Genomic DNA, 25,107 nt, shown 5'->3' on the forward strand with positions numbered 1-25,107 from the left:
CCTCATTCCGTCTCCCTGCTGAATTCCGCCGAACGCACGATGCCGCGCATCTGGCGCAGGAGGACGGACAGCGGGGCCTGGTCGACGTGGTCGAGCTCGCCCAGCTCCGCGATCATGTCCAGCACCTTGTCCAGCACCGCCGAGGCGTGCGCGCGCCAGGCGTCGACGCGTGCCGCGCCGCCGCCGGGCTCGGTGTCCTCGAGCACCGCGATGGTGATGGACATGAGGGCCTGGTAGAAGTCGTCCCGCAGCGCGCCGCGGGCCAGCGCCGTCCACCGGCTGGAGCGATCGAGCCCGCGGATGAGCATGAGCAGGCGCGAACCGCTCACCATGTCCGAGACGGCGTGGTACACGCGGGCGGCCTCGGCCGGATCCTCCCCCGTGCGCGCGGCCGTCTGCGCGATGTCCAGCAGCGAGAACTCCTCGAGGAGGCCTGCCGAACGTCCCGCGAGATCCTCCGGCACGCCCAGGGCGACGTACTCGGCCTTCGCCGCGTCGTAGGCCTCGCGTGACTCCCCGCGCAGGAACTCCGTGAGCTGCGGCCGCAGCCGGGCGAGAACCCCGCGGTAGGTCTGGATGCCCGCGTCCACGTCGAGCGTCTCCGGGCTCTGGTGGACGAGCCACCGGGAGGCCCGGTCCAGGAGGCGGTGGGCGGAGGCGAGCATGCGGTTCTGCACCTCGGTCGCCACCACGTTGTCCAGCGCGCAGATCGCGTCCAGGTGCGCGTCGAGGCCGTAGACCTCGCTCACCACCGTGAACACGCGCACCAGGTGCGGCAGGGCCGCCCCGGTCTCCTCCTGGAGGCGGAACAGGTAGGTGAGGCCGCCCCGGTCCACCACGGCGTTGACGATGCGCGCGGTGGAGATCTCCCGGCGCAGCGGATGCTCCGCGAAGTGCCCGGCGTACGGTTCGAGGCTGGGAGGGAAGTAGTCCGCCAGCGGACCCGCCGTCCAGGGCTCGTCCGGCACCCCGGACTCGAGCATCTTGGCCGCCGCGTCCATCTTCACGTAGGCCAGCAGCACGGCCAGCTCCGGCGAGGTCAGCCCCGTCCCGGTCTCCGCCCGCTCGCGCAGCTCCTCCGCGGACGGCAGGAACTCCACGGCGCGGTCCAGGTCCGCCTCGCGCTCCAGGTACCGCAGCAGCCGCAGGAAGGTCTCCGTCATCACGAGGGAGGACTCCCGCGCCTCGCCGAGGGCGAGATTCTGGAAGTAGTTGTTGGCGAGCACGCGGTCCGCCACCTCGTCGGTCATCGACTCCAGCACGTCCACCCGCTCGGACTCCGCGAACTCGCCGGCGCGGATGAGCGCGGCGAGCAGCAGCTTGATGTTGACCTCGTGGTCCGAGCTGTCCACGCCGGCCGAGTTGTCCACGGCGTCCGTGTTGAGGCGCACCCCGTGCAGAGCGGCCTCGATGCGTCCCAGCTGGGTCGCCCCCAGGTTGCCGCCCTCGCCCACGACCCGTGCGCGGATGTCCGCGCCGTTGATCCGGATCGCGTCGTTGGCACGGTCACCCACGGCGGCGTGGGACTCCTCGCGGGACTTCACGTAGGTGCCGATCCCGCCGTTGTAGAGCAGGTCCACGGGAGCTGCGAGGATCGCGCTGATCACCTGGTCCGGGGTGTGCGGACCGGCGGGCATGCCCAGCGCCGCGGCCGCCTGCGGACTCACCTCGATCGCCTTCTCCCTGCGGGAGAACACCCCGCCGCCGGCGGAGATGAGCGAGCGGTCGTAGTCCTGCCAGGAGCTGCGCGGGAGGTCGAACAGCCGCTGCCGCTCCGCGAAGCCCACCGCCGCGTCCGGATCCGGGTCCAGGAACACGTCGCGATGGTCGAAGGCCGCCACCAGCCGGATGTGCCGGCTGCGGAGCATGCCGTTGCCGAACACGTCGCCGCTCATGTCGCCGATACCCACCGCCGTGAAGTCATCGTTCGCCGCGTCTATGCCCAGCTCGCGCAGGTGCCGCTCGACGGACTTCCAGGCGCCGCGCGAGGTGATCGCCATCTTCTTGTGGTCGTAGCCGGTCGAGCCGCCGGAGGCGAAGGCGTCGCCCAGCCAGAAGCCGCGGCGCTCCGCGATCCCGTTCGCCACGTCGGAGAACCGCGCCGTGCCCTTGTCCGCGGCCACGACGAGGTAGTGGTCGTCGCCGTCGTGGGCGACCACGCGCTCCGGCCGCACGACGGTCTCCGTGAGGTCCGAGGAGTACTCGAGGTTGTCGGAGACGTCCAGCAGCGAGGAGATGAAGACCTCGTAGGCGGCCTGCCCCTCCGCCGCCCAGCCCTCGCGGTCGAGCGCCGGGTCCGGCAGCCGCTTGGGGAAGAAGCCGCCCTTGGCGCCGGTGGGCACGATAAGGGCGTTCTTCACCATCTGCGCCTTCACCAGTCCCAGCACCTCGGTGCGGAAGTCGTCGCGGCGGTCGGACCAGCGCAGACCGCCGCGTGCCACGGTGCCGAACCGCAGGTGGACGCCCTCGACCCGGGGCGAGTGCACCCATGCCTCCAGGGCCGGGCGCGGCTTGGGCAGGAAGTCCAGCTCCGTCGAGCGCAGCTTGATGACGACGGCCTCCGGCAGAGAACCGTCCGCGGGCTGGTAGAAGTTCGTGCGGACCGCCGCGCCCACCATCTCCAGGGCGGAACGCAGCACACGGTCCACCTCGAGCGAGGGCACGTCCGCCAGCCGCCGCTCGAGGGCGCTCGCAGCCTCCTGCGCGGCCTCGGCCCGGGCCTGCAGGGTGGGGAAGGACCGGTCCGGGTCGAACTTCACCGCGAAGACCTCGAGGAGGTCGCGGGTGAGCTCCGGCACGGAGGTGAAGACCTCCGCGATGGAGGCGTCGGAATAGGTGAAGCCGGCCTGCCGGAGGTACTTGGCGAAGGACTGGACGAGGCTGACCTCCTGCCACCGGAGTCCGGAGAGCAGGAGGCGGTCGAGGCCGTCGGTCTCGCGCAGGCCCGCCCACGCCGCGGCGAAGCCGTCGCGCAGCGAGGCCAGCACCTCGGGTCCGGGCATCGCCGGGAAGGCGAGGCCGAACTCGTAGATCCAGACCGAGTCCTGTCCGGCCGGGCGGACCTCGAAGGGCTTCTCGTCGAGGAGTTCGGCCCCGAGGTTCGCCAGGTAGGGCAGCGCCGTGGTGAGGGTGACGGGCACTGCGCTGTAGAGGACGAGCAGCACCTCGGAGTCGCCGCGGGGACGGACCTCCACGACGGGCGCGGAACCGGCGCCCAGGCGCTCGAGCTGCTCGCTGTCGGCCACCGCGCGGGCGGGGGTGTGCGTGGCCTTGTAGGCACCGGGGAAGGCCTCGGCCCAGCGGCGTGCGCGCTCCGCGGAGGAGAGCGGGCTCTTCTCCGCGGCCGGGGCGAGGATCTCCCACAGGTCCTCGTTCCAGGACCGCAGCGCGGCGACGATGCGGGACTCGACCTCCGCCTCGTCGATCTCCGGCAGCTGGGCGTCGCGCGGTACGCGGGCCGTGAAGTGCAGCCGCGCGAGAGCGGAGTCCGTGAGGAGCACGTCGTAGTCCACCTCGGAGGCCGAGTAGTACTCGCGGAGGACCTTCTGCACGCGTTTGCGGGCGGCGGTGTCGTAGACGTCCTTGGGCAGGTAGACGAGGACGGAGACGTAGCGCTGGTAGGGATCGCGGCGCAGGAAGACGCGCGCCTCGTGCTTCTCCTGGAGGTCGATGACCGCCATCGCCGTCGCCCGGACCTCCTCCGTGGAGGCGTAGAACAGGTCGTCGCGGGGGTAGGACTCGAGCACGCCCAGCAGCTCGTCGCCGGCGTGGGTGTCCTTCGCGAGCCCCGAGCTGCGGAGGACGGAGCCCACCTTCTCGCGGATGACCGGCACCTCGAGGGCGGAGGCGGAGTACAGGCGGTTGGTCCACAGGCCCACGAAGCGCCGCTCGCCCACGATGGCGCCGGTCTCGTCGAACCGCTTCACGCCCACGTAGTCCATGTAGCCGCGCCGCATCACCCGGGAGCGCGAGTTCGCCTCGGTGAGGACGAGGACGTGGGGCTCCTCCGCCTTGTCCGCCACCGCCTGCGTGAGGTGCGAGGTGGAGGCCCGCCGCAGCGAGGAGATGCCGAGGTCCGTGCCTGGCACGGGTTCGAGGCTGCGGTCCTCGCCGTCCGTGACCAGCCGGTACTCCCGGAAGCCCAGGAACACGAAGCCCTTGCCCAGCCACTCCAGCAGGTCCGCGGCCTCGGCGGCCTCGGCGGCGAGCTCCGGCCGCGGAGCGTGCGCGCGCAGTTCGGCGGCGATCTCCTCCGCCCGGGCCTGCATGCGCTCGCGGTCCGCATCCGCGGCGCGGGCGAGTTCGAGCGCCTCCGTGAGCGCCTGCGTGAGAGCGGGGAAGTCCTCCTCCGGCACGCGGTCGGCCTCGACGTGGATCCAGGACTCGGAGACGGGGCCGGGTCCGCCGTCCGCCTCCCGCCCGGGGGCGATCACCGGCAGCACCGAGGTGTCCGTGGAGACGCGCTCCAGCTGGGAGTCCGGCAGCACGCTCAGGCCGGACTCCGTGCGCCGCACCGCCATGATGGGGTGGTGGACCTCGCGGATGGCCAGGCCCTGCCGGGTGAGTTCCGCGACGACGGTCGAGACCGCGTGGCGCACGTCCGCGAGCACGATGTCGATGAAGGTGCGGCTGCCGGTGTAGTCCACGGCGTCGTGGGCGGGGTTGCGGATGGCGATCCGCACCCCCTCCCCCTCCTCGGCGCAGGCGAGCTCCCAGTGCGCGGCGGCGATGCGGGCGAGCGCCGCCGGTCCCACGCGTCTCTTCTCGGAGGGACTGAGTCGCGGGTAGTACTCAGCGAGCAGATTCTCCGGCGGGGTGGTGCCGGTGAGCTCTGTCCATGCACGGGCGATGTCGGTCAGGTCGACCTCGGTCAACTCATTCACCTCGAATACGGGTCGGGCGGGTGCAGGGGCCTCATCGTCGTCGACCCCGGCTCCAGCCTATGCCCTGCGCGGCCTCCGCGCCCGCCGGCCGTCGCAGCGGTGGGCGCGAGGGCCGGCGCGGTCACCGCGGTGCGGCTCGCGGAGGAGTTCGGCGGGCCGCGGCGGATGCGGCAGACTTGTCCGCATGAAGGAGTTCTCGCTCGACGTCGCCTCGCCCCATTCGCCCGCCGCCGCCCGGTCCGCGCTGCTGAGCCCGCGGACCTGGGAGCGGCTGGGCGCTTCCTCCGCCGCACCCGCCGCCGACGGCCTCACGGCCGTGCTCCCGCTCCGCGCGGACCAGCTGCCGGATGCGCTCTCCCGGTTCGTCCGGGGCGAGGCCGGCCTGCAGGTGCAGGTCTCCGGGGAGGCCGCCGGTGCGGAGCCGCTGCGACTGGTGCTCACGGTCCCGGGGGCGCCCGCCGAGGTGCGGGTGCGGCTGGACGTGCGTGCCGGGGGCGAGGAGTCCGGTTCCGTGCTGAGCGCGCAGGCGCAGCTCGAGTCGTCGGTGCCCTTCCTGGGCGGGATGGTCGAGTCAGCCCTCGAGCCCGTCGTCCGCACCCAGCTGGCCGAACAGCTCCACGAGGTCGCCCACCTCGCCTGAGTCGAACCAGAGGAGATCGGACTCCGCAAGGGCCGCGAGGGCCTGCGCGCGGTCCTCGGGCAGCAGGCCGAAGCCCTCCGGATCGTCGATGTGCACGCTCACCACCCGGGCAGGGTCCACCACGGTCTCCGGGATCGCGACCACACCCTCGGTGACCGGCACGGCGGCCGTGTCCGCCCCGTCCGGGAGGTCGCAGGCGAGGACCGCGCGCGGACAGCCCGCGGCGAGAGCGTCCTCCGCGATGCTCGCGGCGGCCGCGAGCATGGCCCGGTACTCCCAGACCTCGGCCTCCTCTCCGCCGAGCGCCCGCTGGCTGCGGCCGGGCGCGAGTGCGACGGCGGGGGCGAGCGCGGGCCACTGCCGGGCCAGCTCGATGCCGGTGAGGGGGAGGTATGCACGGATCATGCGCTCATCCTCCCACGCCCGTCCCGGCGCCCGCGCCGGCCCCTCCCCGTTCCCCGCGACCGCGCCCGGCCGGGCCGCACGCCGGGCAGCCGCGGCAGCAACTGCTCCTCGCACGCCCGCACCAGGGCGGAGCGCCGTGCGGTCTCCACCGGCGAGCGGCCGCTCAGCACCGCCGCATCCACGACCGGCCTGTCCTCCGGGAGCAGGACCAGATCCGTGAGACCCGCGAAGCGCTCGAGCACGCCGCGGATCCGCTCCTCCGCACCCGGACCGGCGGCGCTCTCCCGCACCCTGTTCACCACCACGGTCATGCCGGGGCCCTCCTGTCCGCCGGCTCCCGCCCAGCCCCCGGAACCGGTCCCCGCGATCCCGCCGAGGCCGCCCTCGAGGCCGCTTCCCGTGCTTCCGCCGTCCTCGCCGCCGCTGCTCGTTCCCTCGTGGCCCGCAGCATCTCCGGGGCCCGCTGCGGCGTCCTCGGCGACTGCCCGAGGACGCCGCAGACCGTGGGCGCGCTCGGACTCGAGCAGTCGCACGAGACGCTGCAGGCCCAGTGGATCCGCCGAGGCGACGAGCAGGACGTGGTCGGCGCGGTCGAGCACCGACCGCGTGGCCTGGTGCCTGTCATAGTGGGGGTCCGCGTAGGGATCGTCCGGGTCGATCCTGTCCGAGACGTCGACGACGACGTGCTCCGCCCGCGCGGCCAGGTGGTCGAGGACGTCGGTGAGCACCCCGGCGCGGATCTCCGGCCAGCGCTCCGCACGCGCGAGGCCCGTGACCACCTCGAAGCCCGGCTCCAGGAGGGACAGGCGCTCGCCCACCGCCTCGGACCCCGCCGCCCCGGCGGTGACGAGGCGGCACAGCGCCGCGAGCTGCGGGGCGTCGTCGAGCAGGCCGAGCGCCGGGGCGAGCGAGGACGAGACCGTGTCCGCGTCGACCAGCACGGTGCGGCCCGAGGTGCGGGCCAGCAGATGGGCCGCGACGACCGCCACGGTGGAGCGCCCCGGGGAGGAGCCCGTGCCCCACACCGCCGTCACCGGCCCTGCGCAGCGCGGTGCCGGGACCTCCGCCCGACCCGGCGGTGACGTGGGCCGGGGCGGGACGCGCAGCGCCTCCGCACAGTCCCGCAGCGCCGCACCCAGCTCGCCGGCCTCCGCGCCCGCTCTCACGGTGTGCGCGATCCCCCAGCGGGCGAAGAGGGCCTCGTCGTCCCCGTATCCCACGATCCGCCCGCCGAGCGCCAGCAGGCGGGCGACCACGTCCGCGTCCGCACCCGGGAACCAGCGCGAGAGCACCACGACCTGCCCGGTGCCGCCCGCTGCGAGGGCCAGGAGCTCCGTCTCGTCCGCGGGGCGGCGGACGACCTGGGCGTCCGCCAGCCGGGACACGGCGGAGACCACCGCGGCCTCGTACTCCACGTCGACGGCGACGACCACGTCAATCATCCCGCCGCCTCCGCCGTCGCTCCGCCCCGCGGCACCGCCACCACGGAGATGTGGTGTCCGGAGGCCTGCGCACGGACGACCGCGCCGATCTCACCGCTGGGCACGTAGACCTCGATCCGGCCGCTGCCGGCAGAGGTGAGGTCACGCCCGCCCCGGTCCACGGAGATGACCTCCACACCGGACAGGATCTCCGCGGGCTCGGCCGCCTCCGTACCTCCCGCGTCAGCGGCCCAGACGTCGACGGCCGCACCGGCGTCCACCGCCGCGGGCAGCACCGCCGAGACGTCCACGGAGACCACCCGCCCGGTGAGGTCGCCGAGGGAGACGAGCGCGGACAGCGGCAGGAGCTCGCCCTCTCCCACCACCGCGCGCACCGTGGTGCCCGGCTCCAGTGCCGAATCGCTGGAGATGTACCCCGCGGAGGAGTCCGGCAGCTTCACCTCCACCGGCACGAGCGCGTCCTCGGTGATCTCCGCGCCGGGCACCAGCGGCTGGGCCGCCGCCCAGATGCGGGTCGTCTGCGCCACCCCGCGGACCACCAGCACGGTGGCGGTCAGGGAGACGAGCACCAGGAGGGCGCCCACGAGGAGGCGCGGATCCCGCCAGCGCGGCGCGCGCAGCCGCTCCGCCCTCCGGGCGCGTCCGGCGCCGGTGAGTGCTCCCATGGTGCGACCTCCTCGTCGTCCCGCTCCCGCCGCGCTCCCGGCCCGCGGCGCAGGCCCTGCGACGGTGCAGGCCGCTGCGGTGTGGGGAGGGGAGAGGATGGCAGGAAACGATGCCAAGTGATACCGTCTACCCTATACAGGCACCTATCAGGTGCCAACCACCTATCTCAGCACCCATGCCCCTCTCCCACCGCCCCGCGCACGCCTCGCGCGCACCGGCCCCGTCATACAGACGCCCGTCACGCGGACACCGTGGAACGGATGAGCGGGCACGAGCCGGAAAGGACTGATCATGGCCGTGGAGACACGCTTCCTGCCGCTGACCGACGTCGCCGAGGTCCTCAACGTCTCCGTCGCACAGGCACGTGCACTGGTGCGCTCCGGAGAGCTGCGGGCGATCAAGGTGGGCGGACGCGGACAGTGGCGGGTGGAGAAGACGGAGCTCGAGGACTACATCCAGCGGATGTACAAGTCCGTGCGCGACGAGGTCGCCGCCGGCACCGCGGAGTGAGAGCGCGCACCGCCGCTCACTCCCCCGCCGCTCACACGGGCGCGCACCTCCCCCGCCCGTAGAGGGCGCCCCGCTCACGGCCCCTCCGCCGTCCGCGCCGCCGCGCGCACCCATGCGATCCGCCGCAGCGGCAGGAGCACCGGCACCGGCCGCGCGCCGCTGGTCTCGGCCTCCCCGTGGAACTCGGCGTAGTCGCGCCCCACCGGGCCCAGGCGGCCGCGCACCGCAGCCCCGGACGTCAGGCCCAGCGCCACGCCGGCCCGCGCCTCGCTCAGTCCCCGCAGCTGGGAGGCGAAGGAGAGGGTCTCCGCCGGCTGCGCATGCCGCCGCACACCCAGCCGCAGCTCCTCCACGTGCTCCAGCGCGACCAGCGTCGCCCACCCCTCCCCCGGATGCCCGATCCGGACCCAGGCCTCCCCTGCCCGCTCGAGCACACCGCTCACCGCCGCACCCGCCGCCGTGAGGCGGACCGGGGCACTCACCGCTCCCGCGAGGCGCTGCGCGAGACCGTGGTCCGCCACCTCGCCCACCACCAGGTCGCCGTACTCCCCGGCCCGCGCGTGGAGCTCCCGCCCCGCCTCCACGGCCTCGAGGTCCTCGAAGAGGCGGGAGAAGCGCGCCTCCTCCTGCGCCCCGAGCTCCGGAGGCAGGAGCGGACCTGCATCGAGACCTGCCTCATCGGCCGGGATCTCACACCGGCCGTCGTTCGAGGACTCTGAGAATCGCATGAGTGCAGTATGCCTCAGATCACACCGGAGCGGCTCGGGAGCAGCCGCTCGCGCATCGATCCTGGGAAGAATGGCAGTCTTGTTCTTATATGGAACCTATTGACGTCATTTGATGTCTTTTGCAACTATTGAGTGCAACCTATCGAGGAGTGGCTCATGAGAATGCTCTTCCTGTCCCTCTGCGCATGCTTGCACACGGCCTCCGTCGTTCTGCTCGCGGTGACCGCAGAGGATGTCACCGGGACGACGGATCCCGGTGCGCTGCTCCTCCGGTGCGCGGCGGCTGCCGCTCTCCTCCTGAGCGCACGTGCCGCAGTCGCCGTCCACCTCGCCGCCGCTGCCGCCGTGCTCTCCGCCGCAGGGCTGCGCACACGGACCCTGCACGCCGCGGCGATCCGGCTGGCACCGCGAGCCCTGCGAGGCGCGCTCTGCGCCGCAGCGGCAGGCGGCATCGGCCTCGCATCCCTGGCGGGTACGGCGCACGCCGCGGGTCCGCCGGCGCCTGCAGCCCCGCCCGCCTCCTCGGAGACTGCGCGCACGCCGTCACCGCTCGCCTGGCCGATCACGGAGCCGGTGCGGCCCGCGGCCTCCCCCACAGCCGAGGCGGACCTCGGTGGGGACAGGAGGAGCCCGCGGAGCGAGCACACGCCGGCCGGCACGGAGAGCGCTCCCGCCGACGGTGCCGTCTCCGGCGGAGAGGCTCCGCGCCCGCACCGGGTGGCCCCGGGAGAGAGCCTGTGGTCCATCGTCCGCGACGCGGATCCGCAGGCCCCGCCCGAGCAGGTCGCGGAGGGAGTCGAGGCCCTCCACGCCGCCAACCGCACGATGATCGGCCCCGATCCCTCGCTCATCCTGCCCGGCCAACGACTGGAGCTGCCATGACCGCCGCACCCGCCCTCACCCTCATCCGCCCGCTCCCGGCGTCCGCCGGCACCCGCGGCGCACCCGCCGCGCCCCCGGCTGCGCGCGGCACGGTGTCCGCCTCCTCCGGGTCCGGCCCGCCGTCCGGGGCCGCACCGGCCGCGGACACGCCGCAGCGGCGACCGCACACGCTCTCCCAGGAGGACTTCGCCCTGCTCGACCAGATGGTCCCCGCCCTCGGCACCGCCCTCGTGGAGGTCCTGGTGGGACGCCGACCCGTGCACTCCGTCGAACGCTGGGTCACGCCGGAGCTCTGCGAGCGCATCCGCACGCACGCCGCCGTGCGCGCCTCCCTCAGCCGTCACACCGGCGTCCGTCCGGACACGGTGGCCGCAGCCGGCGGCCACCGGCTCAGCCCGGTCTCGGGCACCGTCGTCGAGGCCAGCGTCGTCGTCCGCACACGCAGACGCGCCCGTGCGCTCGCCATGAGGTTCGAGCGGACACGGGCGCGGTGGAGGCTCACGGAGTTCGTGAGCGTCTGAGCCGGCCGCTGCCGGCGGCGTGCGCGGCGGAGAGGGAGCTCAGCTCCTGCGCTTCCTGCGCTGCGCGCGGTTCTTCGGCTCCGCCGCGGGAGCCTCGTCCTCGCTGCGCACCTGCACGCCTCCGCCGTCGCTGGGAGCGCTCAGCTGCAGGCGCGGTGTGCGCGGGACCAGCTCCTCGGCCTCCACCGTCACGCCGCCCCCGGAGGCGTCCGCCGCCGCGGCGGCCAGCTTCGCACCGGAGCCGTCCGCGGCCTCGCCCTGCCTGCGAACCTTGACCTCGAGGGTGTTCGTGAGACGGACGACGTCCTCGCGGATGCCCTCCTGCATCGCGGTGAACATCTCGAATCCCTCACGCTGGTACTCCACGAGCGGATCGCGCTGGGCCATCGCGCGCAGACCGATCCCGTTCTTGAGGTAGTCCATCTCGTAGAGGTGCTCGCGCCACTTCCGGTCGATGACGGAGAGCGTCACCCGGCGCTCCATCTCGCGGGTCGCCTCCTCGCCCAGCTCCTCCTCGCGGCGGCCGTAGAACAGCTCCATGTCCTCCAGGATCTCCGCGAGCACCCCGGCCCTCGTGAGGCCGCCCTTCCCGCCCGCGTCCTCGGCGAGCTCCTCCGCCGTGAACGACGGCGTGTAGAGACGGCTCAGCGCCTCGAACAGGGCGTCGAGGTCCCAGGTCTCCGGCGGACCCTTGGTGGCGCCCTCCACATAGGCGCCCACCACGTCGCGGCGGAAGCCGGAGATCTGCTCCTCGAGGTCCGCGCCCTCCAGGACGCGCCTGCGCTCGGCGTAGATGACGGTGCGCTGGCGGTTGAGCACGTCGTCGTACTTGAGGACGTTCTTGCGCTGTTCGGCGTTGCGCGACTCCACCTGGCTCTGTGCGGACTGGATGGCGCGGGAGACCATCTTGGCCTCGAGCGGGACGTCGTCCGGGACGTTCGCCACGGACATGATGCGCTCTGCCGCGCCGGAGCCGAACAGCCGCATGAGGTCGTCGGTGAGCGACAGGTAGAAGCGGCTCTCGCCGGGGTCGCCCTGGCGGCCGGAACGGCCCTTGAGCTGGTTGTCGATGCGCCGGGACTCGTGCCGCTCCGTGCCGAGCACGTAGAGGCCGCCCAGCTCGCGGACCTCCTCGGCCTCCGCGTCCACGGTCCTCTCGACCTCCGCGAGCACCTCCGGCCACTTCGCCTCGTACGCCTCCGGGTCCTCCCGGGAGTCCAGCCCCAGCTCCTCCATCCTGGCCACGGCGAGGAACTCCGCGTTCCCGCCCAGCATGATGTCCGTGCCGCGGCCGGCCATGTTGGTCGCGACGGTGACCGAGCCCTTGCGGCCGGCGAGGGCGATGATCGAGGCCTCGCGCGCATGGTTCTTCGCGTTGAGGACCTCGTGGCGCACCCCGCGCTTGGCGAGCATCTTCGACAGCAGCTCGCTCTTCTCCACGTTCGTGGTGCCGATGAGGACGGGCTGGCCGGCCTCGTGGCGGTCGGCGATGTCGTCGACGATCGCCGCGAACTTCGCCTGCTCGTGCTTGTAGACCACATCGGACTGGTCGAGGCGCTGCGGCGGCTTGTTGGTGGGGATCGGCACGACGCCGAGCTTGTACGTCGACATGAACTCCGCGGCCTCGGTCTCCGCCGTGCCGGTCATGCCGGAGAGGGTGTCGTAGAGGCGGAAGTAGTTCTGGAGGGTGATCGTGGCGAGCGTCTGGTTCTCCGCCTTGATCTCCACCCCCTCCTTCGCCTCGATCGACTGGTGGAGGCCCTCGTTGTAGCGGCGGCCGCGGAGCACGCGGCCGGTGTGCTCGTCGACGATGAGCACCTCGCCGCCCAGCACCACGTAGTCCTTGTCCCGCTTGAACAGCTCCTTGGCGCGGATCGCGTTGTTGAGGAAGCTGATGAGGGGGGTGTTGTCCGTGTCGTAGAGGTTGCCGATCCCCAGGTAGTCCTCTACCTTGTCGATGCCGGCCTCGAGGATGCCCACCGTTCGCTTCTTCTCGTCGACCTCGTAGTCGCGGTCCGGGCGCAGACGGGTGACCACGCGGGCGAACTCGGCGTACCAGCGGTCCACGCCGCCCTCGGCCGGACCGGAGATGATGAGCGGCGTGCGCGCCTCGTCGATGAGGATCGAGTCGACCTCGTCGACGATCGCGAAGTTGTGGCCCCGCTGCACCATCTCGTCGACGGACCAGGCCATGTTGTCACGGAGGTAGTCGAAGCCGAACTCGTTGTTGGTCCCGTAGGTGATGTCCGCGGCGTACTGCTTCCGCCGCAGCTCGCTGCTCATCTGCGCCTTGATGCACCCGGTCTCCATGCCCAGGAAGCGGAAGACGCGGCCCATGAGCTCGGACTGGTACCCGGCGAGGTAGTCGTTGACCGTGACGATGTGGACGCCCTTGCCGGAGAGCGCGTTGAGATAGGCCGGTGCGGTGGCCACGAGGGTCTTGCCCTCACCGGTGCGCATCTCCGCGATGTTGCCGAGGTGGAGTGCGGCACCGCCCATGAGCTGGACGTCGAAGTGGCGCAGCCCCAGGGTGCGGGAGGAGGCCTCGCGGACGGCGGCGAATGCCTCCGGCAGGAGCTGCTCGAGCGTCTCGCCGTCCTCGTGGCGCGTCCGGAAGCGGTCCGTCTCCTCCCGGAGCTCGGTGTCGGAGAGGGCCTCGAACTCCTCTGCGAGGTTGTTGATCGCCGTCGTGTAGTTCCGCAGCCGCTTGAGAGTGCGGCCCTCTCCGGTCCTCAACAGCTTCTCGAGCAGATTCGCCACGATTCTCCTTCACCCGCGCTCTCGGCGCACGGTCCTCGCCTGTGGTCCAGCGTCCAAGCATATCGGCCTGTTCCGCCCGATGACGACCTCGCCCAGCCCCAGCCACCCTGCGAGTTCGCCGAGTTCCTCCTCCACGGCCGCCCAGCAGTCCTCGCCCGGCTCCATGTGCACACCCGCGACGAGCACCCCCTCGCCGCGGCGGGCACGCACGTCCACGCGCGCCCGGATCCGGCCGTCGTGGAGGAACGGCATGACGTAGTAGCCGTAGCGCCGCCGCTCCGCCGGCGTGTAGATCTCGATCCGGTAGTCGAAGCCGAACAGCCAGCTCAGCCTGCGCCGGTTGAAGACGAGGGGATCGAACGGGGCGAGCAGGGCGCTGCCCTCCGCAGTGCGCGGAGCCACCGCGGAGTGCCAGCGCCAGGCGCGGGTGCCGTCGACGTCGACCTCGACGAGCTCGCCGGTCCCCGCCAGCGTGCGCACGGCCTCCGCCGTCGCGGCCCTCGGCAGCCGGAAGTAGTCCGCGAAGCAGTCCACGGTGCCGAGGCCCAGCGCGGGTGCGGCGAGGCGGACGAGCGCGAGCGCGTCGTCGGCCTCGCCGCTCACGCCCCGCGGGATCCTCCCCGCGTCCGGTCTCAGCCCCAGCTCCGGGTCCTCCTCCGGGCCCCAGCACGCCGGCGGCTGCGGCAGCGCGGGGTGGACGTGCTGCGGGAGGGCGTAGATGCGCTCGAACTGCGCGTTCCGTCCGGCGCAGGCCGCACGACCGGAGCGCAGCAGGGCCTCGAGCGCGGACTTCACCCGGGAGGGGTTCCAGCCCCAGTGGTCCCGGGCACGCTCCGGCAGGCTGTGCGGCACGCGCGCGGAGAGCTCCCGGGCGGAGCCGGGACCGGCCGCCAGCTCCGCACAGATCTGCTCCATGAGCGCGGCGAAGGCCGCGCCGGTGCGGGGATCGCGCTGCCCGTAGTCGTGCACGTACCACTCCGCGCGCCGCCGGTGGAAGAGCCCCACCGTCTCCGGCGCGGTGTACGCAGCCTCGTGGGCCCAGTACTCCACGCCCATCCGCGGCTCCTCCCACAGGAGACGGTCGAGGGTCTCCCGCGGGTACGGGCCCAGCCGGGAGAAGAAGGGGAGGTAGTGCGAGCGCGTGACCGCCTGCACGGAGTCGACCTGGACGACGCCCAGCCGGGAGAAGGTGCGACGCAGATGCCCGGCGTCGGGCCGCTGGGGCCTCGCACGCGCCAGACCGGAGGCGGCGAGCGCCATACGCCTCGCCGCCTCCGGTCTCATCCGGACGGGCCCGGACCTGCTCACTCAGCCCTCGGCCGCAGCCGCGCCGTCGAGGGCGATGACGCCGTAGCTCCAGCCCTTGCGCCGGTAGACCACGGACGGGTGCTCCGTCTCCTCGTCGATGAAGAGGTAGAAGTCGTGGCCCACCATCTCCATCCGGTTGAGCGCCTCCTCGATGCCGATCGGCTGGGCCGGGAACTTCTTCTCACGCAGCACCACCGGGGAGTCGCCCTCCGCCTGGATCCTGCCGTTCGTCTTGGCCGCGTTCGCGTCGTCCTCGTCCGAGGCGGCACCGCCCACGCCGCCGTCGGACGGGACCAGCGGGTCGACGACCTCCATGTGCGCGAGCGCCTCTGCGGTCGAGCTCTTGCGGCGGTGGCCGGACCGGGCGACCTTACTCCGGTCCTTGGCCCTGCGCAGCCGCTCGAGGAGCTTGGCCCAGGCGAGATCCAGCGCAGCGTACTTGTCGTCAGCGGCGGCCTCGGCCCGCAGCACCGGGCCCTTGGCGAAGACGGTGATCTCCACGCGCTCCTCGATCTCCGGGTTGCGTGAGTTCTCGTGCTTGACCTGGACCTCGACGGCCTGAGCCCGGGGGGAGAGCTGCTCGACCTTCGAGACCTTGTCCTCCACGTGCGCGCGGAAGCTGTCGGAAACGGCCTGATTGCGGCCCTTGACTACGACATCCATGATGTCTCCTTGGCGACTCGCTTGACGGATCGCTCCGTACCCACCGTCTGATGGGTACACCCCATTGAACACCATTTTCCGCCCCGTGCGTAAGCCTCCCGCACCCGGTGTCGCACAGCGTCCCGACATGCGACGTGGGTGCATCTGTGCAGTTCAGAAGCGTGTAGTGTCAGAGATGTCTGTGCCGGTTCCGCCCTCGGGAGACGAGGGTGCGGGCAGATCCCCGGAGCCGTCCCCGGTGAGCGCGAGCACGGCGCACCGGTGTGCCGGGACGCCCGCCGCGGTCAGGGCGCGCGCCGCCTCCGCGAGGGTGGCACCCGTCGTGAGGACGTCGTCCACCAGCACCACCGTCCGTGCCCGCCGCACGCACTGCAGTGCCGAGCGCGCCGCCGCGTCCGTGCCCACCGTGTGCGTCCCCGCCACGTTGCGCCTGCGCTGCTTCGCGCCGGATCCCACCTGGTCACGGTGACCGCGCGTGCGCAGGGGCGCGGCGACCGTGATGTCCAGCCCGTCCTCCGCGAGGACCGCGACCGCGCGCCGGGTGAGGGCGGCGACCAGGTCCGTGCCACGCGCACGCACCGCCGCGGGCGAGCTGGGCACCGGCACCGCCGCCACCGTCCCGCCGCGGTGGCCGGAGGCCTCGACCGCGGCCCCCAGGGCCGCCGCCAGGAGGAGTTCGAGGACGGGGAGCAGATCACGGCGGCGGCGCTCCTTGAGCGCCACCATCGCGTGGCGCAGCGGGCCCGTGTACGCACGCGCCCCCGTCACGGGCAGCAGCCCGTAGCGCGGGAGAACGGTGCGCGGCTCCGGGCTGAGGTGGCTCAGACAGGCGCCGCACATGCTGACGGTCTCCGCTCCGCATCCGGCGCAGCTGCGCGGCAGGAGCAGGTCGAGCGCCTCGGAGCCGAACGCCCGCAGCCCACCGGATCCATCAGCACGCCCGGCCCCCATCGCCGGTGACCGCTCCCGCTCTGTCAGCCGCCCACCGGATCCATCGGCACGCCCGGCCCGTTCCGACGACGACCGCTCCCCGTACGCTCCCATGCCACACCCGTGCCTCGCGGACTCAGCCCGGGTAGGCCGGGTCGAAGGCGACGATGTCCACGAGCTTCTGCCAGCTGTCGGAGCCGTACGAGTACAGCTCCCCGGCCTCGGTCGTGATCCTGATGGAGGGCGAATCGGAGCTGGCGGTGATGGAGACGCCCCCTTCGACCTCGCCCAGCTCCCGGCTGGGCCCGCTCACCCCGACGGAGTACGGCTGGGCGGGCTCGCCGTCGAGCGAGCCCAGCACCGCCAGCTGGGCGGCACCCGCCCAGGAGAAGTCGACGACGTCCGTGAAGCCGGCGCCCACCCGCAGCGGCGTCTCCCCGGTGAGGCCCGTGGGCACGCCGTCGTCGTTGCGGAGGATGCCGATCACGTCGATCCGCCGGCCCCCGTCGTCCTCCGCGGAGACGACCGCCAGCTGCGTGCCGTCGCGGGAGACGGCCAGCGTGACGACGTCCCGTCCCGCCAGCCACTGTGCCGGGACCTCGACGAGATCCCCGGAGGGCCGCAGGACGCTCACTCCGCCGTCGTTGCTGCGCGTGCTCGTCCAGATGTTGCCGAAGCGGTCGAAGCTGGGGGCCACGAGCCCCTGCGCGTCGCTGAGCACCACGCCCTCGTCCCCGGACTCCGGCACGATCCGGTGCAGCTCCGTGTCCCCGCGGGCGAGGTAGGCGTAGGTCTTCTCGTCGAAGGACACCGCCGGCTCGTTCACCCCCGGCGCCGGCTCCGGCAGGCCCGCCACCGGCTCCACCCGCGCATCCGTGAGCCGGGCCAGTACACCGCCGGAGACGACGACCGGCCGCTGGTCCGTCTGCACGCCCACCGGCGGCATCTCCGTGCCCTGCGCGGACAGCTCCCCCGCCGGGGAGGTGACGGAGACGGAGTTGGTCGAGGAGAGTCCGCGCAGGGTCGCCGCGATCTGGTTGACGAGGCGACCCTCGTCCTCCCCGTCGAGGCCCTGGACGGAGGCGTCGAGGGCCACCTGCGCGATCCCTCCCTCCACGGTCACGGAGCGGGGGTCCAGATGCGTGCCGTCCGGGACGGCCGAGGTCACGGCGCCGCGGAGGTGGTCCGCGGGGCCTGCCAGCAGGGCGGAGACGACCTCCGTCGCCGTGGAGGTGGACCGGATGAACCAGCGGGTGTCCGGGACCAGATGGTCGTAGCCGTCCGTGTAGAAGTAGAGGGGATACGAGTCGAAGACCGCTGCGAACGAGGCGTGGGTGAGCACGAGCCCCTGGGGTGCGTCGGAGATGCGCCACTCCCCGTTGACCTGCCGGAGGGAGAACTCCCACTCCGCCTCGGTGTCCGGCCGCTGCTCCCGGTAGACGTGCTGGGAGTTGAGCATGGCGTCCACGGGCAGGCGCAGCCGGACGTCCCGGCTGTCCGAGGTGACGTTGGGGATGAGGGAGTCGAAGCTCGTGTCCGCGGGCATCACCGTCACGCCCGCCTGCGGATCCCACTCCTTCGCGAAGTCCTCCGTGAGGAACGAGCGGGCCACCGCGAAGTCGTCCGCGTAGCCCGCGCCGGCGGCGAGGAAGCCGCGGACGATGTCGTGGGCCTCCGCGCCCTCGGCGGGACCGTCCGGCTCGAACTCCGAGCCGAGCCCGTCGACCGGCTCCTCGACCTCGATGGTCCCGGTCTCCCCGTCGACGGGGATCGAGGCACAGCCGGAGAGCAGCAGGCATGCGACGGCCACGCCCGAGGCCAGCGCCCGCAGGCGGCCGCGCGACCGCCCGCGCACCGGTGGCTCAGTCCGCATCGTCGGCACCTCCGTCCCCTCGCACCGCGCCGGGCCGCACGGCGTCCGCACCGCCGGGCGGCGCACTGCCCTCCGCGTCCCCTCCAGTGTGCCCCGTGCGCTCCCGGGGCGCACCGTCCGCGGAGGCGTCCGCGCTCTCCGGTCCGCTCTCCACGACGATGGGGATGCTCCCGGTCTGGATGCGGACGGAGCCGTCCGAGCTGGTGGGACCCGCCACCAGAGCCTGCCCGCGCTTGGCGTCCGCCGGCGGCAGCGGCAGGGGCGAGGAGGAGATGGCCTGCCCGTGGCGGCGCGGGATCGTGAGGCGGAAGCAGGAGCCCTCCCCCGGCTCTCCCCAGGCCTGCAGCCAGCCGCCGTGCAGATGTGCGTCCTCGAGCGCGATCGCCAGTCCCAGTCCGGAGCCTCCCAGGGTGCGCTTGCGGGAGGGGTCGGCCCGCCAGAAGCGGTCGAAGACGTGCTCCACGGCCTCCCGGCTCATGCCCACCCCGTGGTCGCGGACGGAGACGGCGGCGGCCTCGGCGTTGGAGGCGAGGTACACGTCGATGGGACGGCTCTCTCCGTGCTCCACCGCATTCACCACGAGGTTGCGGAGGATGCGGGTGACGCGGACGCGGTCCGCCTCCGCCATCACCGGCGTGGCCGGGGCGTGCACCCGGATGCGGGTGCCGGCCTGGTCCGCGACGACGCTCACGGTCTCCACGACGCCGGCGACGATCTCGCCCAGATCGTGCGGGTGCGGCACGAGCTCCGCCGCGCCCGCGTCGTACCGGGAGATCTCCAGCAGGTCCCCGAGCAGCGCCTCGAAGCGATCCACCTGTGAGCGCAGCAGCTCCGCGCTGCGCCGGGTGGTCTCGTCGAAGTCGTCGCGGGACTCGTAGAGCATGTCCGAGGCGATGTGGATCGTGGTGAGCGGTGTGCGCAGTTCGTGCGAGACGTCGGAGACGAACTGCCGCTGGAGGACGGACAGGCGTTCCATGCGGGTGATCTGGTCCTGCAGGGTGTCCGCCATGTCGTTGAAGCTCTCCGCCAGGTGCGAGATCTCGTCGCGCCCGGCGACCGGCATGCGGCGGTCGAGATCGCCGTCGGCGATCTGCCGGGCCACTTCCGAGCCGGTGCGGATGGGGGTGACGACGAGCCGCGAGACCAGCAGGCCCACCGCGCCCACGAGGACGACGAGGACCACGCCCGCCACGCCCACGGCACGCGTGACGAAGTCGAGGATCGACTGCTCCTCCTCGAGGTCCGCGACGAGGTAGAGCTCGAACTGTCCCGCACCGGGCACCACCACGGGCTGTGCCACGACGACGCCGGGGGCGGAGCCGTCACCGGTGAAGCTCAGCGAGCGGTACGCCTGCTGACCGGTCGGGGAATCGGCGACGGTGCGGAGGAACTCCTCCGGCAGCTCGGCGACCTCCGGGGTGTCCGCGCGCTTGTCCGTCACCACAATGGGCTCGCCTGCGCCGGCGGGATCACGGGGCACCAGGATGATGGCGCGCAGCGGTGTGGGCGAGCGCGAGTACATGCTGCGCAGCTGTACGCCGAGCGCCTCGTCCAGATCCGCGTCCGCGGCGAGCGACTCGAGCTGCCCGGTGTAGCCGTTGGTCTGCGACGACAGCGAGTCCAGCTTGGACTGGAAGAGCCCGCGGGCGATGACCTGGGTCATGTACGAGCCCACGCCGAACAGCGCGACGGCCGTGAGCACCATGGTGAGGAGGACGACGCGGACCTGAAGCGAACGCAAGAAGAGGGAGACGAACCCCCGCGCCCCGCGAGCGAGCCCCTGCCACACGCTGCGGAAGGCGAAGGCGAGCGCAGGAGTGCGGCTCATGCGGGACGGGGCCTCACGCGCTCTGTCCGGCCTTGTAGCCCACGCCGCGCACCGTCACGACGATCTCGGGGTTCTCGGGATCCTTCTCGATCTTGGAGCGCAGACGCTGGACGTGGACGTTGACCAGGCGGGTGTCCGCAGCGTGCCGGTAGCCCCACACCTCCTCGAGCAGCGTCTCGCGGGAGAACACCTGCCACGGCTTCCGGGCGAGCGCCACGAGCAGGTCGAACTCCAGCGGCGTGAGCGAGATGGGTGCGCCGCCGCGCGTCACCTGGTGGCCCGCGACGTCGATCGAGACGTCCGCGACCTGGAGCATCTCCGGAGTGGTGGGCTCGAAGAGCCGCAGGCGCGCGCGCACCCGCGCGATGAGCTCCTTGGGCTTGAACGGCTTGGGCACGTAGTCGTCCGCCCCGGCCTCCAGCCCGGACACCACGTCCACCGTGTCCGACTTGGCGGTGAGCATGATGATGGGCGTGCCGGACTCCGCACGGATCTCCCGGCAGACCTCCAGCCCGTCCTTGCCCGGGAGCATGAGGTCGAGCAGGACCAGGTCCGGGCGAGTCGTGCGGAAGGCCTCGAGCGCACCGTCCCCCGTGGCGCAGAACTCCGGGTCGAACCCTTCGCTCTTGAGGACGATGCCGATCATCTCCGCGAGTGCTGTGTCGTCGTCGACGACGAGAATCCGTGCATTCATACCGGCCATTGTCCCAAACCCCGGCACGAGCGCACGCACGACCCGCCGCACCGTGCCGGGTGTGCCGGCCGAGGGCGACCGGGCCGCAGCGCCCGCCGCCGCGCCGCCGGGCGGTCCGCGCCGCACCGTCAGGTGTGCCGACCGGGGCCGACCTGGCAGGATGGGAGGCGTGACGTCCTCGCAGCACGCAGATTGGAACGCCCAGGTCGACTGGCGGACCGGCACTCTGCGCGCCCGCACGCCGGGAGCGGGCCGGCGGACGGGGGCCTGGCGGCCGCCCCCGCAGCCGGGGACCATGCCCAAGCGCCCGCTCACCTTCTTCGAGACGCTCGACGGCGGCTTCCGCCTCCTCCGCTTCGCCCCCGGCTCCACCTTCGGCATCGCCCTCATCGTCCAGACGCTCACCGCGCTCCTCGTGGCGCTCGCGATCACCGCCGTGGCCGTGGGCAGCGCGGGCTTCCTCATGCGCACCCTCTTCTCCTCCCCGGATGCGGGGCTGGGCCTCAACATCCTCCTGCAGACGGGCGCCACGGCGGGCTCGCTCGCCTCCCTCTCCGTGGGCCAGCTGCTCAGCGGCTTCTCCGCGGTCGCCGGCGACTCCGCGTTCGGCACCGCACGCATGAGCCTGCGCGAGGTCTGGCGGCGGCTCGCCGGCGTGCGCCTGCGACTGATCGGCCTCACGCTCCTGTGCATGGGCGCGCACGTGGGCGCGCTGCTCGTCCTCATGCTGCCCGGCCTCCTGCTCCTCCTCGTCTCGCCGGCGGCCGGGATGGTCCTGGGCACGCTCGGGTTCCTCGCCTGGCTGCCGGTCACCGCCGCCGCGTTCGCCCGCTTCGCCCTGGCGGGCTCCGTGCTCGCCGTGGAGCGGACCGGAGTGCGGGAGGCGCTGCGCCGCTCCTGGGCACTCACCCGCGGCAGCTTCTGGAAGACGCTGGGACAGCTGGTGCTCGCCTACTTCCTCTCCTCCCAGGTCGTGAGCCTCATCATGTCGCCCGTCCTCACGATCCTGCTCGTGGCCCTGCTCGCCCTGTCGATCTTCCTGGGCGTGGGCGGCGGGCTGACGCTCACCCTCGCCGCCGTGCTGTTCGGCGGCCTCGGAGTGGCGATGGCGGCCTTCGCGATGGCCTCGGGCGCACTGCTCTTCGCCTACCTCTGCGGCACGGTCTCCTGCGTCTACTTCGACCGGAGGATGCGGCTGGAGGGCTATGACCTCGTCCTGCTGCGCCGGGCGGAGGAGGCCGCATGAGCGCCGCAGCGCTGCTCACCGCGCAGGGATCGTTCATCCCGCAGGGATCATTCGCCCCGCAGGGACCGGCCGGCCGGCTTGATCTGCTCACCCAGGCGGACCTCCTGTCCCAGCCCAGCCGGGAGGAGGGCCGGCGCTGGGCGGAGGAGGAGCTCTCCAAGACCCGCTACCACGAGGCCGAGACGACCCTGCTCGAACGGATCGGCAGGGCGATCTCCGAGTTCTTCGCCGATCTGCTCGACGGCGTGACCCGGATCGAGCACCCCGCGCTCATCGTCGTCGTCATCCTCGCCGTCGCGGCCCTCGTGGTGGGCATCGTCTGGTTCACCCGACGCGCGGCGGGCGTCCCCCTGGACCGGAAGCCGGAGTCCGCCCCGGTCTTCGATGCGGAGATGGACCCCGAGGTCCTGCGCAGGACCTCCGCGGAGGCGGCGGCCGCGCGCGACTGGCGCCGCGCGGTCCAGGACCTCGTCCGGGCCGTGTTCGCGGAGCAGTCCCGTGCGGGCAGGATCGCGATCGACCGCTCCTCGACCGCCCACGAGCTCGCCGAGGCGGCGGGCAGCGCGGTGCCTCCCGCCGCCTCCGCGTTCGCGGAGCTGGGCGGCCTCTTCGACACCGTCACCTTCTCCGGCACCGCCACCGGACCCGAGGCCTACGACCGCGCCCGTGCGCTCGACGCCGCCGTGCAGGACCGCGCGCGGGAGGTGAGGGCGTGAGCGCCGGCATCGACGTCGCCGTCCGGGGGACCGTGCGCGGCAGCTCCGCGGGCCTCCGCGCCCGTGCCGGAGGCGTCCTCCGCTCCGCCGCCCTGTGGGTGGTCGCCGCCGTGGTCGTCCTGCTCGCCGCCATCGTCATGGTGCTCATGCAGGGCAGGGAGGCCGTGCGGCCCCTCCACTACGACTCCACGCAGCCGGACGGCGGGCGCGCCTTCACGGAGGTGCTGCGCACCCAGGGCCGTGAGGTCACGACCACGGAGTCGCTGGCCGAGGCCCGTGAGGCGGCCGCGGGCGGCGGGACGCTCCTCGTCTATGCGGCCGGTGACGTGCTGGACCCGGAGATTCCCGGCGAACTCATGGCGGCAGCGGACGAGGCCGGGACGGACGTGGTGCTCATCGCCCCTGACCTGACGGTCTCCGACTGGACGGACGCCCTCGAGACCGACTACCTGGGCGAGGTCTCCCCGGACACCCGGCGTGCTCCGGAGTGCGAGGTGCCCGAGGCGCAGACCGCCGGGGCGGTGTCCTCCCGGGCGGCGGGTGCGGACTACTACTCGACCTCTCCGGAACCGGAGGACGTGGAGTTCTGCTATCCCGGCACGGGCACCGGCGCGATCGACGAGGCCTCCGTCCCCCACGGCCTCTACGCCGTCGAGGACCGCGGCGCGTCGACGCTCACGGTGCTGGGCGCAGAGGAGTGGCTGAGCAACGAGACGCTCGCGGACGAGGGCCACATGTCCCTCGTGGCCGGTGCCGTCGCCGGGGACGGGGAGCTCACGTACTACTACCCGGACAGCGGCGACCAGCCCCGTGCCGACGACGAGCAGCTCCCGATCCCCCTCATGGGGCTCTTCCCGGACTGGGCGGTGGGGGCGGTCCTCTGGCTGCTGCCGGTCGCCCTCGTGGCGATGCTGGTGTACGGGCGGCGTCTGGGCCCGCTTGCCGTGGAGCCGCTGCCCGTGGTGGTGCCCGCCGCGGAGACGGTGCTGGGCCGCAGCGCGCTGCTCCAGCGCGCACAGGACCGGGAGACCGCGCTCAGGGATCTGCGGGCCGCCGCGCTCGTGCGCCTGGGCAGGCGGCTCGCGCTGGGGCCGGAGACTCCGGCCACCGAGGTCTGTGCCCGGGCGGCGGCCGCCGCCGGCCTGGATCCGGCGTGGACCGAGGCAGTCCTGCTCACCCAGCCCGCCGGGGACGATGCGACGTTCGTCCGTCTGTCCGCCGACATCACTTCGATCGAGAGAGAGGTCGACCTCCTATGACGAATCCTCCCCCGCAGCAGCCGCACCCGGCACCGCAGAACTCCCGCTTCGCGCCTCCGCCCGAGGCCGGCCGGCACGGCCGGACGGAGCAGCCGGCAGCACCCGGAGAGCAGAGTGGGCCCCACCCCGGCCCCGTGCAGTCCGCTCAGCGCCAGACGCACTCGGCTCCCCCGGAGAACGCCTTCCGCCTCACGGAGGAGGACGCCCGGCTGCGCACGGTCCTGCTCCGGGTCGGGGAGGAGACGGCCAAGGCCGTGGTGGGCCAGGAGGCGGCCGTCCGGGGCATCCTCATCGGCCTGCTGGTGCAGGGCCACGTGCTGCTCGAGGGTGTGCCCGGAGTGGCGAAGACGCTGCTGGTCCGGTCCGTCGCCCAGGCGCTCGACCTCACCTCGCAGCGCCTCCAGTTCACCCCCGACCTCATGCCCGGCGACGTCACCGGGTCGCTCGTCTACGACGCGAAGACCGGCGACTTCACCTTCCGCGAAGGTCCCGTCTTCACGCACCTCATGGTCGCGGACGAGATCAACCGCACGCCGCCCAAGACCCAGTCGGCCCTGCTCGAGGCGATGGAGGAGCGGCAGGTGAGCACGGACGGCATCACCCGCCGTCTGCCCAGCCCCTTCCTCGTCGCCGCCACCCAGAACCCCGTCGAGCACGAGGGGACCTATCCGCTGCCGGAGGCGCAGCTCGACCGCTTCCTGTTCAAGCTGGTCCTGGACCTGCCGGATCGCGACACGGAGTTCCGGATCCTCGCCCGCCACGCAGCCGGGTTCGACTCCCGCAGGCTCCGGGACGTGGGGATCGAGCGCGTGGCGGGTCCGGAGCAGCTGCTCGCGGCAGGTGCGCGCGTACGGCAGATCCACGTGGCACCGGAGGTGCTCGCCTACATCGTCGACATCGTCCAGGCCACCCGCAGGGCGCCCTCGCTCTCCCTGGGCGTCTCCCCGCGCGGTGCCACCCGCCTGCTGGCGGCCGCCCAGGCGCAGGCCTGGCTCGCCGGGCGCGGCTTCGTCACACCGGACGACGTGAAGTCCCTGGTGCCCATGACGTTCCGCCACCGCATCACGCTGCGGCCGGAGGCACAGATGGAGGGTGCGGACGTGGACCGCGTCCTGGCCTCCATCCTCGACACCGTCGCAGTCCCCCGCTGAGA

At 72.9% G+C, this 25,107-nt stretch carries 20 protein-coding genes; 8 read left to right on the forward strand and 12 right to left on the reverse strand.

Annotation, left to right across the window (positions count from 1 at the left end; translation table 11 throughout):
- Positions 1 to 2: 2 nt before the first annotated feature.
- The gene (locus tag ABD240_RS00155; RefSeq protein ID WP_291795462.1) at positions 3 to 4,883 is read right to left on the reverse strand and encodes an NAD-glutamate dehydrogenase; all 4,881 of its coding nucleotides are present in this window, start codon (positions 4,881 to 4,883) and stop codon (positions 3 to 5) included.
- Between the two features lie 184 nt (positions 4,884 to 5,067).
- Between ABD240_RS00155 and ABD240_RS00160 the strand changes: the two genes are divergently transcribed.
- On the forward strand, positions 5,068 to 5,523 hold the full coding sequence (locus ABD240_RS00160; protein WP_291795465.1) for a DUF2505 family protein: 456 nt from the start codon (positions 5,068 to 5,070) through the stop codon (positions 5,521 to 5,523).
- Here the strand turns inward: ABD240_RS00160 and ABD240_RS00165 are convergent.
- From ABD240_RS00165 to ABD240_RS00175, 3 genes are read right to left on the reverse strand one after another with little or no spacing between them, the layout of a single operon-like run.
- A complete protein-coding gene (locus ABD240_RS00165; protein WP_344334275.1) occupies positions 5,455 to 5,928 on the reverse strand; it encodes a DUF6912 family protein in 474 nt (157 codons plus the stop codon). The genes ABD240_RS00160 and ABD240_RS00165 overlap by 69 nt on opposite strands.
- A complete protein-coding gene (locus tag ABD240_RS00170) occupies positions 5,925 to 7,370 on the reverse strand; it encodes a CpaE/TadZ family protein (RefSeq protein WP_344334276.1) in 1,446 nt (481 codons plus the stop codon). The genes ABD240_RS00165 and ABD240_RS00170 overlap by 4 nt, the downstream gene beginning before the upstream one ends.
- Positions 7,367 to 8,035 (reverse strand): hypothetical protein, encoded by a 669-nt coding sequence (locus ABD240_RS00175; RefSeq protein ID WP_344334278.1) that lies wholly within the window; start codon positions 8,033 to 8,035, stop codon positions 7,367 to 7,369. The genes ABD240_RS00170 and ABD240_RS00175 overlap by 4 nt, the downstream gene beginning before the upstream one ends.
- A 292-nt stretch (positions 8,036 to 8,327) precedes the next feature.
- Here ABD240_RS00175 and ABD240_RS00180 point away from each other — a divergent pair, with 292 nt between their 5' ends.
- Entirely contained in the window at positions 8,328 to 8,546 is a 219-nt protein-coding gene (locus tag ABD240_RS00180) for a helix-turn-helix domain-containing protein (RefSeq protein ID WP_344334280.1), read from the forward strand.
- 74 nt (positions 8,547 to 8,620) lie between these two features.
- Here the strand turns inward: ABD240_RS00180 and ABD240_RS00185 are convergent, their stop codons facing one another.
- Positions 8,621 to 9,274: a hypothetical protein gene (locus ABD240_RS00185; RefSeq protein ID WP_344334281.1), complete on the reverse strand. Its 654-nt coding sequence runs from the start codon at positions 9,272 to 9,274 to the stop codon at positions 8,621 to 8,623.
- A 156-nt stretch (positions 9,275 to 9,430) separates the two neighbouring features.
- Between ABD240_RS00185 and ABD240_RS00190 the strand changes: the two genes are divergently transcribed.
- Together ABD240_RS00190 and ABD240_RS00195 are read left to right on the forward strand one after the other, a co-directional pair.
- A complete protein-coding gene (locus ABD240_RS00190; RefSeq protein ID WP_344334283.1) occupies positions 9,431 to 10,156 on the forward strand; it encodes a LysM peptidoglycan-binding domain-containing protein in 726 nt (241 codons plus the stop codon).
- On the forward strand, positions 10,153 to 10,677 hold the full coding sequence (locus ABD240_RS00195) for an Rv3235 family protein (RefSeq protein WP_344334285.1): 525 nt from the start codon (positions 10,153 to 10,155) through the stop codon (positions 10,675 to 10,677). Before ABD240_RS00190 ends, ABD240_RS00195 begins: the two co-directional genes overlap by 4 nt.
- A 39-nt stretch (positions 10,678 to 10,716) precedes the next feature.
- Here the strand turns inward: ABD240_RS00195 and secA are convergent, their stop codons facing one another.
- The 7 genes from secA to mtrA all read right to left on the reverse strand — a co-directional run bounded on the left by secA (position 10,717) and on the right by mtrA (position 20,733).
- Positions 10,717 to 13,437: a preprotein translocase subunit SecA gene (gene secA, locus ABD240_RS00200; protein WP_344334286.1), complete on the reverse strand. Its 2,721-nt coding sequence runs from the start codon at positions 13,435 to 13,437 to the stop codon at positions 10,717 to 10,719.
- Positions 13,438 to 13,446: 9 nt separating this feature from the next.
- Positions 13,447 to 14,697: a winged helix-turn-helix domain-containing protein gene (locus ABD240_RS00205; RefSeq protein ID WP_291797004.1), complete on the reverse strand. Its 1,251-nt coding sequence runs from the start codon at positions 14,695 to 14,697 to the stop codon at positions 13,447 to 13,449.
- Positions 14,698 to 14,745: 48 nt separating this feature from the next.
- Entirely contained in the window at positions 14,746 to 15,408 is a 663-nt protein-coding gene (gene hpf / locus ABD240_RS00210; RefSeq protein ID WP_291797008.1) for a ribosome hibernation-promoting factor, HPF/YfiA family, read from the reverse strand.
- A gap of 153 nt (positions 15,409 to 15,561) precedes the next feature.
- Positions 15,562 to 16,359, reverse strand: a complete 798-nt coding sequence (locus ABD240_RS00215) for a ComF family protein (protein WP_291797011.1) — start codon at positions 16,357 to 16,359, stop codon at positions 15,562 to 15,564.
- 115 nt (positions 16,360 to 16,474) lie between these two features.
- On the reverse strand, positions 16,475 to 18,211 hold the full coding sequence (locus tag ABD240_RS00220) for an LpqB family beta-propeller domain-containing protein (protein WP_291797014.1): 1,737 nt from the start codon (positions 18,209 to 18,211) through the stop codon (positions 16,475 to 16,477).
- On the reverse strand, positions 18,201 to 20,039 hold the full coding sequence (gene mtrB, locus ABD240_RS00225; protein WP_344334291.1) for an MtrAB system histidine kinase MtrB: 1,839 nt from the start codon (positions 20,037 to 20,039) through the stop codon (positions 18,201 to 18,203). Before mtrB ends, ABD240_RS00220 begins: the two co-directional genes overlap by 11 nt.
- A 13-nt stretch (positions 20,040 to 20,052) precedes the next feature.
- Entirely contained in the window at positions 20,053 to 20,733 is a 681-nt protein-coding gene (gene mtrA, locus ABD240_RS00230; protein WP_291797020.1) for an MtrAB system response regulator MtrA, read from the reverse strand.
- Between the two features lie 169 nt (positions 20,734 to 20,902).
- Here mtrA and ABD240_RS00235 point away from each other — a divergent pair, with 169 nt between their 5' ends.
- From ABD240_RS00235 to ABD240_RS00250, 4 genes are read left to right on the forward strand one after another with little or no spacing between them, the layout of a single operon-like run.
- Entirely contained in the window at positions 20,903 to 21,979 is a 1,077-nt protein-coding gene (locus ABD240_RS00235; RefSeq protein ID WP_291797023.1) for a DUF7544 domain-containing protein, read from the forward strand.
- The gene (locus ABD240_RS00240) at positions 21,976 to 22,695 is read left to right on the forward strand and encodes a DUF4129 domain-containing protein (RefSeq protein ID WP_291797026.1); all 720 of its coding nucleotides are present in this window, start codon (positions 21,976 to 21,978) and stop codon (positions 22,693 to 22,695) included. Before ABD240_RS00235 ends, ABD240_RS00240 begins: the two co-directional genes overlap by 4 nt.
- Positions 22,692 to 23,954: a DUF4350 domain-containing protein gene (locus ABD240_RS00245; protein ID WP_291797029.1), complete on the forward strand. Its 1,263-nt coding sequence runs from the start codon at positions 22,692 to 22,694 to the stop codon at positions 23,952 to 23,954. The genes ABD240_RS00240 and ABD240_RS00245 overlap by 4 nt, the downstream gene beginning before the upstream one ends.
- On the forward strand, positions 23,951 to 25,105 hold the full coding sequence (locus ABD240_RS00250; RefSeq protein ID WP_344334295.1) for an AAA family ATPase: 1,155 nt from the start codon (positions 23,951 to 23,953) through the stop codon (positions 25,103 to 25,105). Before ABD240_RS00245 ends, ABD240_RS00250 begins: the two co-directional genes overlap by 4 nt.
- The last annotated feature ends 2 nt before the right edge of the window (positions 25,106 to 25,107 follow it).

The sequence above is a fragment of the Brevibacterium salitolerans genome (assembly GCF_039531405.1).
Classification (GTDB): Bacteria; Actinomycetota; Actinomycetes; order Actinomycetales; family Brevibacteriaceae; genus Brevibacterium; species Brevibacterium salitolerans.

Bases quoted from the DNA above. Each gene is read 5' to 3' on its own strand.
- ABD240_RS00220 (WP_291797014.1), bottom strand. From the start codon at position 18,211: ATGCGGACTGAGCCACCGGTGCGCGGGCGGTCGCGCGGCCGCCTGCGG.
- mtrB (WP_344334291.1), bottom strand. From the start codon at position 20,039: ATGAGCCGCACTCCTGCGCTCGCCTTCGCCTTCCGCAGCGTGTGGCAG.
- hpf (WP_291797008.1), bottom strand. From the start codon at position 15,408: ATGGATGTCGTAGTCAAGGGCCGCAATCAGGCCGTTTCCGACAGCTTC.
- ABD240_RS00175 (WP_344334278.1), bottom strand. From the start codon at position 8,035: ATGGGAGCACTCACCGGCGCCGGACGCGCCCGGAGGGCGGAGCGGCTG.
- ABD240_RS00180 (WP_344334280.1), top strand. From the start codon at position 8,328: ATGGCCGTGGAGACACGCTTCCTGCCGCTGACCGACGTCGCCGAGGTC.
- ABD240_RS00205 (WP_291797004.1), bottom strand. From the start codon at position 14,697: ATGGCGCTCGCCGCCTCCGGTCTGGCGCGTGCGAGGCCCCAGCGGCCC.
- ABD240_RS00240 (WP_291797026.1), top strand. From the start codon at position 21,976: ATGAGCGCCGCAGCGCTGCTCACCGCGCAGGGATCGTTCATCCCGCAG.
- ABD240_RS00195 (WP_344334285.1), top strand. From the start codon at position 10,153: ATGACCGCCGCACCCGCCCTCACCCTCATCCGCCCGCTCCCGGCGTCC.
- ABD240_RS00185 (WP_344334281.1), bottom strand. From the start codon at position 9,274: ATGCGATTCTCAGAGTCCTCGAACGACGGCCGGTGTGAGATCCCGGCC.
- ABD240_RS00215 (WP_291797011.1), bottom strand. From the start codon at position 16,359: ATGGGGGCCGGGCGTGCTGATGGATCCGGTGGGCTGCGGGCGTTCGGC.
- ABD240_RS00165 (WP_344334275.1), bottom strand. From the start codon at position 5,928: ATGATCCGTGCATACCTCCCCCTCACCGGCATCGAGCTGGCCCGGCAG.
- mtrA (WP_291797020.1), bottom strand. From the start codon at position 20,733: ATGAATGCACGGATTCTCGTCGTCGACGACGACACAGCACTCGCGGAG.
- ABD240_RS00250 (WP_344334295.1), top strand. From the start codon at position 23,951: ATGACGAATCCTCCCCCGCAGCAGCCGCACCCGGCACCGCAGAACTCC.
- ABD240_RS00170 (WP_344334276.1), bottom strand. From the start codon at position 7,370: ATGATTGACGTGGTCGTCGCCGTCGACGTGGAGTACGAGGCCGCGGTG.
- ABD240_RS00160 (WP_291795465.1), top strand. From the start codon at position 5,068: ATGAAGGAGTTCTCGCTCGACGTCGCCTCGCCCCATTCGCCCGCCGCC.
- ABD240_RS00190 (WP_344334283.1), top strand. From the start codon at position 9,431: ATGAGAATGCTCTTCCTGTCCCTCTGCGCATGCTTGCACACGGCCTCC.